Below are 13,715 nucleotides of genomic sequence, written 5' to 3'. Positions count from 1 at the left end.
AATACTGCCTTACTATCACCCCAGTGGTATTCCTATAGATAACGCAGCAGAAATTAAACGAAATTATTTCGATAAGATTGATATATCAAAAGATAATATCAAAATTGAGTGTACATATTGTGGGTATATTATGTTTTTTAATAAGGAAACATTACTCAACCAAGTTTTTTGAGCATGATGTAATTTTTACAGTTGTTATTCTTGGCGGGTCAAGAGGAAAATCTTCATCGGTTGAATACCCCCATTTAAGGATTCTTTCTGATGAAGATTTCATCTCTTTCGCCATTTCTTCATTAGTTTTCCCCCAACAATCTAAATTCTCTTTTGCAATTCTAACAGCAGTTAATCTATTGTACGCTGCAAATTCATTCACTAGTCTTTCTAAAAGTTCTTCTTTCTTTTCCATAATCTTTAATTTTAATTGTTTATAAAAAAAGCCCGGATTCTCCGAGCTATAACTTTTTGTTATACGGTGTCAGTATCGTCTAAGTGCCAAACTTAATTATTCCACAATGTCTATTCATATTCATGATATTAAATAAGATTTCTTGTCTACAAAGATAGATGATACATAAAATATAAAGGTCTACTTATATGTCAAAAAAGGGCTAAAAACAATCATTCTCTATTAAATGTATGATATTATGGAGAATTTGTACTTCGAACTTAGTCCTCATTTATTATATAATACGATATAAACGAGGATTCCACTTATTAGCCCACTCCATAAAAGAGTTCGCTCGCTTTCAATCAAAGTCAATTCTCTGATCGAGCAAGTCATTTATATATACACATAAAACACCTTTCTTATATTCCATCCTCAAACGAACCTCCCCATATTTCTGCGGAGTATACCACTTGCCACCGGTTCCACGAGCCTGTGTTTTCCAACAATCCGATGTTCCCAATACATTTGTGCTGGTATATACCTTCCCTTTATATCTGATTTCAGGTTTCATCGTTTCTCCGTTTAGATAATATTCCAGATCACCGAGTTGCAACAAGCAACCTTGATAATTATCTGCGCCAAGAGTAATCGTCTGTTCCAGCACAAAAGGTTTTTCAGGATCAAATCGTATTTCTTTGCCGGATGCCGCTATCATCTTCTTCTTTTTTCTATCGGGGAATCCTTTGAAGTCGCAGGCTATTCCTGTAGAATAGCCTTGTGGATGTTGTAAACTGACAATCCAATCATAATAGTTGCCATACATCCAAGTCAGCCGCAATGGGGTACCCTCTGAAGCCGGTATCATATAAGGACGGACATTATTCAGTTGCGAGTCTTTTGTGACTGCCTCCTTAGAAATAACCTCTCCATCTTCACTCATGATAAATCTTACAATCTCATACACCTTACCATATTTTCCCTCTACCGGTAATGAGCAATATACCTCATTAACATTCGACGGATCGATAGCCATACCGGCACTATAACACTTTTCTAAATTCGGCGTCTGATGAAAATGTCCACCGGCATTAATAAGAAAAGTCTTTTTCCACTCGTGTCCGTTCCATTTTGCATAGTAATAATCATGAGATTCTTTATTATCGCTGATACGTACCATTGCTATCACCGGATTTCCGTTCCTGTCCGAAGCTATTTGCCATACCCAGTCACGTTCAGAAGGATTATCCACTACCGTAGACGGGTATTGTTTCGCATAATCACCTGTCTTGTTCACCTTAAATGTGCCGTCGGCAATAGTAGAAAGTACGGTTCCCCTGACATCAGTCAACTGCAATGTTTTGATATCGATATAATTAAAATAAAGGAAGTTGGGAAGTTCATTATCCGGATGTCCCGTGGTGTAAGTCAAATAAATCTTATCTTTCCCGTTAGACATGTATTTCGCATACGGACGGGCGCCGGTAGATTGTACGATTTGATACGGTCCCCATACTACATCCACCTCATCTTTGTCGTCCGGTAATGAAAGCTTGGCAATAGTCGGATGCCAACCGATTCCACGCCAGCATAAATAAATATGTTCAGGATCATCCGACAGAATAAACGGAGAAGGATAAGTCGTATTATTTTTTGTTTCAATCCTCTTTTCTTCACCTAAAGTAGTAATATCCCCCGGTATTCGGGAGACTCTGTAATAAAAACAAGGTTCATCCGTATGTCTTGAATAGAAAATCATGATTCTTTCATCGGGCAATACAAGAAAAGTGGGATTGTTATGATCGTCCGGCTGAAAATACGAACGGATCAATACTTCTTCCTGTTCCTTCTTTTGAAAGTCATACTGCATCGCCTTTATATTACCATGAATATCGATGTAACCGATATATGTCTTATTTATAGTTCCCTCCTTGTTTTCATAATGCAAGGCTCTCGGATCGGCAAACCAACACCAAGCTCCTTCAGCTGCAACTTGATACCCACCGCCAGTAGGATTATTTTCTGCATTTTGGGCATTCAAATGAAAGCTACACAGATATAAAACGACAAAAATCCAAACAATCTTCTCTTTCATGATAGCAATATGTTTCTTAATTAAATATCAGTTACTTGAATGGGATTCATTACTCAAACGAAATAGTTTTTATTTCACCGTTTGATAAACAAACCGTCACCTGTTTCTTATCCTCTGACACATGGACAGATTTCACCGGTGTCAGCTCTTTTGAAGTAAAACCTCTTTTCTCATTCTTCTTCCATAATTGAAGTGTCACATATATTTTTTCACCGGATAACTGATCGGAAACCATATTTAATGCACATTTCTCACTTACAGGATGCACTCCCTCCGGATATACCGTATATGTTTTCTCCCAACCTGTCAATGGTATCATTGCCAATTCATATTTTCCGTTAGAGAGTACCGGAATATTCTGTTTACCCACCTTACAACCTGTTTCCTTTATATCGGAATCCAGACGAGGCAGGGAATAATGTCCCAAACAAATCTCCGCCGGTTCTGAAACAGTCACCTTATCTACCCGCAGAATTCCATCCGGCAGAGGAATATCCGCCAACTGATACTTCACAGTGCTATCCGTTTCGAGCACAGCGTCACGACGATAAATTCCATTTTCGAAACTTTTGAACGTATACAACCGCAACACTTCCCATTCCCCTTTTTTATTCCTTGTTCCATAATTCATGGAAATCTCCCCATTCTTCCCATCTGCCATCCAGGGGAACTCTGTATGGTAAGCCAGTTTATTATAATTTTCGGTACTCCGGAATTTCTGCCAATCTTTTGCCACAGTCTCATGACACCATGAACGCATTTCAGATCCGCCACAATTCGGGTAATTGGTTATCAATAGATTAGTTCCCTGCTGGAACTTATTATACACTTCCCCTTTTTTCAGTTCTTTCTCCCAAGGACCGTTATTTTCTGTAGCCGACCAATAGTTAGAGTTTTCCGGCAACAACAAACTAAGAAAAGCTTTTCCGCACCAATAAACACTACCCCGGCAACTATAAATCTGAACAGCAGGAGCAAAAGGTCCGTAGAAACCCATTGTCGGAACACCATCTTCCAGAAATTCCGGACGTTCTAAAAATTGCAACAACGTAGAAGAAGCTATCCTTCTCATCCATCCATAATTCACATTACCACTTTTGTCATATTCATACAAAGACAAAGGAGCAGTAACGGCAAAACGATAACAAATACTCCGTCCCCACATATTCATCCTGCCATCACGGCTGAACAGAAATGGATAATTATCAACCATGTCATGCTGATTTTCCATAAACTGCCTTGCATATTGAGGGTATTGTTTCTTCCCGAACATTTCCGCCCAAATAGGTCCGTAAGTCTGATAAGCCCACGCACTATAATAGTCATAAGCCGGAGCGTCATTGTACCAGCCTTCGCCCCGATAGCGTGCGAGAAGTTTTTGCAGGTTCGACTCCAGATAGCTTTCATTCACGGCATATCCCTGATCTTTCAGAAAACTCAAGATAAAGACATTGAAAAACATCCAGTTGGAACCAATAGTCGGTCCCTCTCCATAACTCAACATGGTAGCAGCCAGTGAATCTTTCTGTTTCTTAGTCAGAGGATTCCATAACACTTCCTGCGCAGCTTTCATCGAGATTGCTAAAGAGCCCAGTTCCAACAATGTCTGACTGGGACCTCCCGTACGATGCGGAATATAGCTCCTACTTTCAGGGTTAGAGATATTTATCAGTTGATAACGATAATAGTCTGCCACTTTTATCCCGTTCATCTCCAGTTCTGGATTATCTTTCAAAAGAGGAGCAGCTACAAATAGAGTCCGTGCCAGACCTTCCAGCTTTGCTACCGGAATTTCTCCCGTATTTCTCGGATATGTTTTATCCAGCTGTTTCGGAAAATACATTTGATCGTCTAATGTATGTATATAGTTAAATGCACCTTTTAATAAATACTCGCCCGCCTGTATCCAGTGCTGACGAGTCATTCCCGTATAAGGGCTTTTCTGATAATCCGGCTGCCGGACGGTGAATATGTTTTCCTGCGCAAAGACCACAGAGAGTTTTAATGATAAAATAGCAAACAATAAAAATAATGCAAATCTTGCTTTCATGGTAATGATATGTTTATAATGTCAGATTCATCGCAAAAGTAAAGCTTTATATACAAACATTCGTCTGAATATCATTCATAAAAGCCCAAAATTAAGTCAAAATGCCACTTTTTATCAGCTGAATGATAAATAACTGCCTTTAACAGATAGAAAAGTCGTGCTTCATAAGCCGACTTTTTTTATCTTTGTAATCTTGAAACATAGCCATGACTACCAATAGTTTGAGAAACATACGGATTCTGCTCTGCTTATTTTTCTGTTTCAGGATGACACCGTTCATATATGCCGGTGAATTCCTGTTCACCACCATCAATGCGTCGCAAGGATTGAGTGATAACCAAATACGTTATATCCTCCAGTTGCCCGACGGAAGAATGGTATTCACCACCAGCGGTAATGTAAATCTATACGACGGTGTACATTTCAGCTATCTTCACCGCACCACGGAATACGTATATCCATTAAACCAATATAACGGGCATTACCGCATTTACCAGAGTGGGGATTCTCTGTTATGGATTAAAGATACTCACAAACTGATGTGCATTGACCTGTACAGAGAGGAATACATTCCTGATTTAGATGCTTACTTTAAGAACAGAGAGATACAAGCCCCCGTAGAAGACCTTTTTGTAGACGATTCAGGACACATCTGGCTACTCATAGCTAACGAATTACTGGAATTAAACAACAAGACCCGTATAACCTTGCCCGGCAAGTATTCCGGAAAATTGCAGAACCTGAATGCCGACAGTACCTCCCTATATTTATTCTATGACACAGGCGAAGTGTCCTGTTACCACATAGCCGACCAAAAAACTGTATACAATATAGCCGCTTATCCTGCATCCGAACAGGCTGAATATCAAAATACTTCTCTCGTCGTCAAAAGTGCAGACGGCTTCTATCAACTACGCAACGGGCGTAAAGGCGGTTTATTCTATTTCAATAGCCACAAGCGCACATGGAAAAAACTCTTCGAACAGAACTATACTCTCAACACCCTTATCATTACCCCTAATGGTGAGAAAGCCTATATCAGTTGCGTTCACGGGTTTTGGATGATTGACCTCCACACAGGAACACAAAAATACATCCCCCTATTGGAAACCGGAAACGGACAGATTGTCTCTACCGAAATCAGCACTGTCTTTCAAGACCGACAAGGAGGGTTATGGCTCGGAACTTTCAATCGGGGTTTATTATATCATCACCCGTCCATGCATAAACTGACTCATATAGGTCGCAATGCATTTCCCGTCTCCCCGGAAGAAGAAATCAATATTGAATCTTTCGCCGAAGATAAAGATGGAAATATCTATCTGAAAGCTCATTCCCGAATTTATCGACTGACAGTCAATGAGCAGAAATCCCATGTATTGAAGCCGGCAGCTATCCCTACAAATTCTCCTGAAATCCTGAATCGGTTGCCCCCCAACAAGAACCATCATTTCAGAAATAAAGTATACAATACATTATATACCGACACACGCGGCTGGACATGGGCAGGAACTCCTGACGGACTGGAACTTTTTACCAGCGAAAACGACTCTGCCCCACGTATCTTCTATCGTGAAAACGGATTGAGCAATAACTTTATCCAGGGTATCATTGAGGACAAATATCGAGACATCTGGGTAACGACCAGTAACGGTGTCACACGCATCCACATAAATCCGGAGAATAAGAACATCAGTTTCACCCGGTTCAATCAGTTGGACGGTGCTTTGGACGGCGAATACATAAAAGATGCCGTATTCAGTTCTTCCGACGGCACTCTCTATTTGGGTGGTATTGATGGCTTTAGCATATTCCATCCCGACAAGGACTCCATTCATCCGATGCTTCCTGATCCGCCGGTTTTCACAGCCTTACGCTTGTATGGAGAGAAAGTGAATACAGGAAAAGAATATGGCAACCGCATCATCCTGTCCAAAGCTGCTCCTTATACAACCGAAATCGAACTGGACTATAACCAAAACTTCCTGACTTTCGAATTTTCGGCATTGAATTATATCAATCATGAACGCACATACTACCGTTATCAACTGGAAGGTATCGACCCGCAATGGATGAGTACATTTGCAGGAAGACAGGGAAATGCGACCGTGGGGAAAGGTCTTCTTCAAGCTGTTTACAAATTTACCACCGGGAGATTATACATTCAAAGTCATGGCTTCGGACAATCCTCTTCAGTGGAACGGCAAAGTGACAGCAATAAAATTAACCATCCATGCACCGTGGTGGAAAACAACCACGGCTTATATCCTGTATGCAGTCATTTTATTACTGATTGCTTTCACCGGTATCCGGTTGTATATCTATTGGAGCAGAAAGGAAATGGAACGCAAGCATAAAGAAGAGATTCTATTACTCCGTATCCGCAACCTGATCGAACAAAATAATTCTCTAACCTGTGGCATAGAAGAAACGTCTCCCGACCATCAGCAACAGGATACGGAAGAATCTGCATTTCTGGCACAAGCCATCAAACTGGTGGAACAGAATCTGCACGTCAATGGCTATTCGGTGGAGCAACTAAGCCGCGACCTCTGTATGGAGCGAACGGGATTATACCGCAAACTGGTGACTATGCTCGATCAGTCTCCCAGCCTCTTTATCCGCAACATTCGTCTGCAACGGGCAGCACAACTGATAACAGAGGGCAAGCTAAGCATTACGGAAATTGCGGAACACACAGGTTTTAGCAGTTCCAGTTATTTAAGCAAATGTTTTCAGGAAATGTATGGATGCCGCCCGTCAGAATATGCCGAAAAAGTGAAAAAATCAACGTGATTACTATTTGTTTCAACCTGATTGTTGTCTGTTTTACTTGCCTCTGCCCTACTTTTGCTGCATCATAAAGCACTTAAAACCATGAAAATGAATCTTATTAGAAAAGCCGGTTTCTTGCTTGTATGTGCAACAATGGTTGCAGCAGGCAATGGTACAGCACAAAATGTACAGCGTACCTCACAAGGCATCAAGTGTGCCACACAGGGGATGGATGTCAACGTAGAGTTTTATTCACCCACCATTGTCAGGGTTTATAAGACGCCCAGTCAGAAATCTTGCAATAAAGAAAGTCTGGTCATTGTCAAAACGCCCGAGTCGACTCCTGTTTCTTTCGGTGAAAAGGGGAAAAATGTGACATTAAGCAGCCGTCTTATCCAAGTGGAAGTGAACCCGGAGACCGGTGGTATCCATTTTTTCGATTCGTCCGGTCAACGTCTGTTGACGGACAAGGATTACGGAACACAATTCACTCCTTTCAATGATGCAGGTGTTCCGTCTTTCAATGTCCGCCAGGCTTTTTTGCTGGATAAAGACGAAGTAATCTACGGTTTGGGACAGCAGCAGACGGGTAAGTGAACCAACGCAATCAGAAACTGTTTCTCCGCAATCAAAATATGAGTATCTGCATTCCATTCATTCATTCCGTCAAGGGATATGCCCTTTATTGGGATAATTATTCTCCTACTACTTTCCTCGACAATCCGCAAGAGATGTCGTTCGACTCGGAAGTAGGCGATTGCGCTGATTATTATTTCATTTACGGCGGCAATGCGGACGGTGTAATAGCCGGAGTGCGCGAGCTGACCGGTCAGGCCCCGCTCTATCCGCTCTGGACACTGGGATTCTGGCAATGCCGCGAACGCTATAAAAGTCCGGACGAACTCTGCGAAGTAGTAGACAAGTACCGTGAACTGAAAGTACCACTGGACGGTATCATCCAGGACTGGCAATACTGGGGATGCAATGAAAACTGGAACTCGATGAAATTCCAAAACCCACGCTATATCAACAAAATGGGTGATCCGGAATACATGAAATTCCTCCCGAACGGAGAAGACAGAAATGCTAATTATGGAACGCCACGCATCAAAAGTCCGAAAGAAATGATCGACTATGTACATAAACAGAATGCACATATCATGATTTCAGTATGGGCCTCGTTCGGTCCGTGGACAGAGATGTACCAGAAAATGGATAGCCTGAAAGCATTGCTTCACTTCGAGACATGGCCTCCCAAAGCCGGAGTAAAACCTTACGACCCGTTCAATCCGACAGCACGCGATATGTATTGGGCAGAAATGAAAAAGAATATCTTCGATCTCGGAATGGATGGCTGGTGGCTCGACTCTACCGAGCCGGATCATCTGGAAATCAAGGACAAAGATTTCGATACCCCCACTTATCTGGGTTCATTCCGCAGAGTGCACAACGCTTTTCCTTTGATGTCCAACAAGGGTGTATACGGACATCAACGTGCCACCACTTCCGACAAGCGGGTATTCCTGCTCACACGTTCGTCTTTCCTAGGACAGCAACGTTATGCGTCACATTCATGGAGCGGCGATGTAGTCTCCACCTGGGAAGTGATGAAGAAACAACTGGCGGCAGGACTAAATTACTCACTATGCGGCATACCATACTGGAATACCGACCTAGGCGGATTCTTCGCACGGAAATACAACAATAATGTACACAATATCGCTTATCATGAATTGCACGTGCGCTGGTATCAGTGGGGAGCATTCCAGCCGATCATGCGTTCACACAATTCCAGTCCGGTAGCTGTGGAAATATACCAGTTCGGCAAGAAAGGAGACTGGGCGTATGACGCACTCGAAAAATATACTCACCTGCGCTATCGCCTTTTGCCCTATCTCTACAGCACTTCATGGGAAGTTACCAACAAAGCGGGCAGCATCATCCGACCACTCATGATGGATTTTCCTAAAGATAAGAAAGTACTCGAGATGGATACAGAGTATATGTTTGGCCGTAATTTCCTTGTCCGCCCCGTAACTGATTCGCTTTATACATGGCAGGACGACAAACAGAACGGCTATCAGAAGAATATGAATAAGATAGGAAAGACAGATGTTTATCTACCCGCAGGTGCCCAATGGATTGATTTCTGGACCGGGAAAAGCCTGAAAGGCGGACAAACCATCCAGCGTGAAGTGCCTATCGACATCATGCCTGTCTATGTCCGTGCTGGTTCTATCCTACCCTGGGGACCGGCTGTACAATATTCCACCGAAAAGAAATGGGATAATCTGACACTTCGCATTTATCCGGGCGCCGACGCTGAATTGACTCTTTACGAAGATGAGTTCGACAACTACAATTACGAAAAGGGAGCATACACTACCATTGCCATGAAATGGAATGATAAAGACCGTACCCTGACGATTAACGACCGGCAAGGTAACTACAAAGGAATGCTGAAAAATCGTAAATTCAACATTATCATTGTAGAACCGGGAAAAGGTTGTGGTGACGGTGATGCTACGACATTCGATCAATCTGTTTCTTATAGGGGAAAGAGAGTAGACTTAAAATTATAAAGTTTCAACTTTATTCCCACCATCTCACACTGGGGAAATAAACAGTAACCAATCGGTAAATTTCCCTCTAACACCTGTTTTTCAATTTTACAAGTACAGCCTTCACCCTTCACAATGCCCTATTCATCGGCATTAGCGGGTGAAGGCTGCTCTTTCATCCGCCTTTCACCCTCCGTTTTCTTAACCCTGTATAATTCTTCTCCACCTGTTACTTCTAAAAACATATCTAACCTGTTTCCCACTCATTACTAACTAACTTCTTTTTCATTAATAACAAACTTTCTTTTGATTACTGGTAAACTTCTTATTACCAGTATGTAAACTTGTTTTTCATTAAATGCAATCTATAATTGCAAGTTGCGTTTATAAAAACAAAAGCTTTGATTATATAAATGCAAGTTTCATTTATATAATCAAAGCTTGCATTTATAGTTTTCTTATGATGCAAAGAAAGTTTGGTTCCTATACAAAGGAAGTTTATCCCTTATAGAAAAGAAGTTTTCCTATAATAGTCTGGAAGCTATCTGCTAACACTTCTTCTGCCAACTATAGATAAAAGATTTAGCAGACTAGACAATCTGTGAAAACCAGGGTAGAAAGGTGAAAGGAAAGTGAAAGCCTGCCCTTCACCCGCTAATGCCGATGAATAGGGCATTGTGAAAGGTGAAGGGTATTTTCTTGAATTTCCATAAGATCCCGCAACGATTCAAAACGAAACTTTCCGGGAACTATCGTTTCAAATAAGTCTTCTAAAACGAATGTACTCTTCCTTCAACAATGGCAAATCTATACAGAGAGAAATTATCAATCAGCCATTATCTTCACATCAGGCGACGGAACACGGAACCAATACTCCACCCATCGTTTTTCTTTATCGGGCATTGAGAACGATAACTTAATCAGATTGTCGTGGAGACGTTCAACACTAATTTCATTCTCTGTTCCCGGAACGAAAACAGGATCGGACGATTTTCCCAATATCTCGACATACACGCTGTCTGAAGGCAAACGATACTCTCCCTGGGAAAATATAATGGCATTCGATTTCGCATCCCTGCCACGTGTCATGATGTTTATAAATGTTTTATCGGCAGAAATTACTTTTAAGACCGGTAATAATGCAATCCGAAAATCATGTGCACCGGGCTGCACAAGACAGCTTTGCCATACTCCCTCCAGACTCTTATTAGTGACTTCCTGACCGCTAGGGACAGTAAGTTCAGGAATATTCATATTCGGAGTATTGCCATTTTGCTTTTTCGACAGGCTAAACATTACAGGAATAGTGAAACGCACTTTGACAGCCTTGCCATCCGCCATTCCGGGTGACCATTTAGGCATTGTTTTCACCACGCGCAAAGCCTCTTCATCCAACAGCGGATCAACTCCTCTCACTACCTTTCCCTGTCCCGGTGTTCCATCTTCCATCACTACGAACTGGATAATCACCCGACCGGAAACTCCTTTCTTCTGGGCTTCGACAGGGTATTTTACGTTAGTTGCCAAGTATTTCATCATGGCTTGCATGCCTCCCGGAAACTTCGGCATCTCATCGGGAATTAAATAAACTCCCTCACTATCTATTCTGGGGACTGACTCTTTCTGTGCAAACAATGGCAAACACAGAAACAACGCTATGAAAAGACTTACTAGTTTTGTATGCATGGTTTTCCGTTTTAAGGTTGAACAATAAACGAAGATAACATCTTTACGCTAAAAGACCAACAAAAAAATCGTTTATTTTCCTCATACACAGCAGTTATTTATTGCACAATAAATACTGTTGCCACCAAGCCACAAGTAAATAACAAATAAAAATGTGAGTTCGGGATAAGGGTATTTATCCCGAACTCACATCCAAAAGAAATATCATCTAGTTGTTCACCAATACAACACCTCCCTGTGGAAGGATTTCCAGTTGCACTTTTCCGCTTTCTTTTACTTTCAACGTCACAAGTTGAGGTTCTCCTTTTTTATCATCCTTATACAGAGAAACGATTTTTCCGGCAAACATATCTAAATCCAGTTTCAACTTTACGATTTCTTTCCCGGCATTCACAGCAGCCAGATACCAGGTGTCACCGTGGCGACGTGCCAAGACTACATATTTTCCCGGATATCCGTCAATGAAACGTGTTTCATCCCACGTGGTAGGAACCGTTTTCATATAGTCCACACAAACAGGGGAAACATCTTTCAGGTTGTTGGGAGCAAGCGCAAAATTCTGTACCGGATTCTGGAATAATACGGTAGTGGCTAATTGAAATATATCAGTAGTACGGCGGGTAGTTCCTCCGTCATTGTTGCGATTCAGCCGTTTGTTCAGGAAACAACCACCGAATTCCATGCAACCCACCGCGTTGCGGATAAACGGATGCAGACAGGCATTGAAAGCCTCTTCATCACAGAAGTGCTGGCCGAAAACCATATTTTCGGAGGCCAGTACAGCCTCGCTGCCTACATAGTTCGGGTACATACGTTCCCATCCGCGAGGGATGGTGCAACCGTGGAAGATTACCATCAGACCGTGGTCGTCAGCATCACTCAAAATATCTTCATACAGGCGCATCGTTTCCTGCTTGTCGCCACCAAAGAAATCAACTTTGATTCCTTTCACTCCAAGACTTTGCAACCATTTCATTTCACGTTTGCGGATAATAGCATTGTCCATGTGATTCACCGGCCCCTGCTCAATATCATTCCAATAGCCGGAAGAGCTATACCATAAGAAGAGTTCAACTCCTTTGCTTCGTGCGTATTCTATCAAAGATTTCATGCGGTCACGGCCGATGTTCGTATCCCACCAGTTATCGATCAAGGCATACTCATACCCCATTGCAGCTGCAAAATCAATATAGCGCACCTGATCGTCATAGTTAATACTACCATCCTGCCAGAGAATCCAGCTCCATGTGCCGCGTCCGAAACGGTAGTCATGCTTCGTTTCATAAAGAGGACGTACGACATCCCAGATAACGGTTGTTTCCACAATCGGTTTCAAGGTTTCGCCAACAGTTATGGTACGCCAGGGAGTAGCACCGGGAAGGGCAAACGCCGGAGCAGAAGTTCCGTTACCGTTATTTTCTGCTGCCATCGGGAAAGCAACCGTATACAGATTACCTTCGCTTACATCGCTCAAACGAGAACCGCAATAACGACTGTCTACACCTGTTTCGCTGACTAATACCCAACCATCGTCACCGATACGGAACAGACAAGGGAACGTGTAGCCATGCCCGTACTGCGAACGGTCACTCATGGGAGCATCTGCCTTATACTCTTCCTCATAACTGGGTTTGGTACGCTTCCAACCTATCATGGCATCGCTTTGCGGACATAAGAAAGTAGTTGTTTGTTGCGGAAAGCGAAAGCCGGTTTCTTCGGCAGTTACCGTTACACTTCCTTTTCCATCCTGACGCGGAAGAGTATAGCGAAAAGCTACATCGTGATTGCTGACACGAAAGACTACATCTATTTTCTGCCCTTTCGAATTCTCAAAATTACAAATCAGTTCGTTTGCCTGATAATGCACTTTGGAGGTTTTAATACGATCCTGATGATAGACAGTGTCAATCGGAGTAACAGCGTGTCCTATCAGTTTCATTCCTTTTACAAAGTCACCGATATTCGTATTCATACCCAAAGGAGATTTCTCCAACATTGTCTTTCCATTGTAGGTAATCGAATAACTTGGCTTTTCGGCTGGAGAAGCAGATACAACCAATTGCAGTTTTTCATCCGGCCCTTTCACTACCACTTCCTGTGCTATCAGAGAAGTCAGACAGCAACTAGCCAGCAGGGTACTTATTATCTTCTTCATATTATTTA

5 protein-coding genes and 2 pseudogenes are annotated in these 13,715 nt (G+C 42.2%); 2 read left to right on the top strand and 5 right to left on the bottom strand.

Annotation, left to right across the window (positions count from 1 at the left end):
- Nucleotides 1–151 precede the first annotated feature (151 nt).
- From HMPREF9010_RS10360 to HMPREF9010_RS10370, 3 genes are all read right to left on the bottom strand, one after another.
- Complete coding sequence (locus tag HMPREF9010_RS10360; RefSeq protein ID WP_008648583.1) at nt 152–406, bottom strand: hypothetical protein; 255 nt, start codon at nt 404–406, stop codon at nt 152–154.
- Nucleotides 407–746: 340 nt separating this feature from the next.
- Entirely contained in the window at nt 747–2,480 is a 1,734-nt protein-coding gene (locus tag HMPREF9010_RS10365; RefSeq protein WP_008649565.1) for a BNR repeat-containing protein, read from the bottom strand.
- Nucleotides 2,481–2,529: 49 nt separating this feature from the next.
- Nucleotides 2,530–4,530, bottom strand: coding sequence for a DUF2264 domain-containing protein (locus HMPREF9010_RS10370; RefSeq protein WP_008649564.1), 2,001 nt, complete (start codon nt 4,528–4,530; stop codon nt 2,530–2,532).
- Nucleotides 4,531–4,736: 206 nt separating this feature from the next.
- Between HMPREF9010_RS10370 and HMPREF9010_RS10375 the strand changes: the two are divergent.
- Both HMPREF9010_RS10375 and HMPREF9010_RS0124510 read left to right on the top strand, forming a co-directional pair.
- Nucleotides 4,737–7,326, top strand: a pseudogene (locus tag HMPREF9010_RS10375) (helix-turn-helix domain-containing protein).
- Between the two features lie 81 nt (nt 7,327–7,407).
- Nucleotides 7,408–9,887 (top strand): annotated as a pseudogene (locus HMPREF9010_RS0124510) (glycoside hydrolase family 31 protein).
- An 804-nt stretch (nt 9,888–10,691) separates the two neighbouring features.
- Here HMPREF9010_RS0124510 and HMPREF9010_RS10380 read toward each other — a convergent pair.
- The gene (locus tag HMPREF9010_RS10380) at nt 10,692–11,552 is read right to left on the bottom strand and encodes a TonB family protein (RefSeq protein ID WP_004299723.1); all 861 of its coding nucleotides are present in this window, start codon (nt 11,550–11,552) and stop codon (nt 10,692–10,694) included.
- 208 nt (nt 11,553–11,760) lie between these two features.
- A complete protein-coding gene (locus HMPREF9010_RS10385) occupies nt 11,761–13,707 on the bottom strand; it encodes a glycoside hydrolase family 97 protein (protein WP_008649563.1) in 1,947 nt (648 codons plus the stop codon).
- Nucleotides 13,708–13,715 lie beyond the last annotated feature (8 nt).

It is taken from the genome of Bacteroides sp. 3_1_23 (assembly GCF_000162555.1).
In the GTDB taxonomy this organism is placed as follows: domain Bacteria; phylum Bacteroidota; class Bacteroidia; order Bacteroidales; family Bacteroidaceae; genus Bacteroides; species Bacteroides ovatus.
This window is presented reverse-complemented; position numbering and strand designations above follow the sequence as displayed.

Bases quoted from the DNA above. Each gene is read 5' to 3' on its own strand.
- HMPREF9010_RS10360 (WP_008648583.1), bottom strand. From the start codon at position 406: ATGGAAAAGAAAGAAGAACTTTTAGAAAGACTAGTGAATGAATTTGCA.
- HMPREF9010_RS10365 (WP_008649565.1), bottom strand. From the start codon at position 2,480: ATGAAAGAGAAGATTGTTTGGATTTTTGTCGTTTTATATCTGTGTAGC.
- HMPREF9010_RS10370 (WP_008649564.1), bottom strand. From the start codon at position 4,530: ATGAAAGCAAGATTTGCATTATTTTTATTGTTTGCTATTTTATCATTA.
- HMPREF9010_RS10380 (WP_004299723.1), bottom strand. From the start codon at position 11,552: ATGCATACAAAACTAGTAAGTCTTTTCATAGCGTTGTTTCTGTGTTTG.
- HMPREF9010_RS10385 (WP_008649563.1), bottom strand. From the start codon at position 13,707: ATGAAGAAGATAATAAGTACCCTGCTGGCTAGTTGCTGTCTGACTTCT.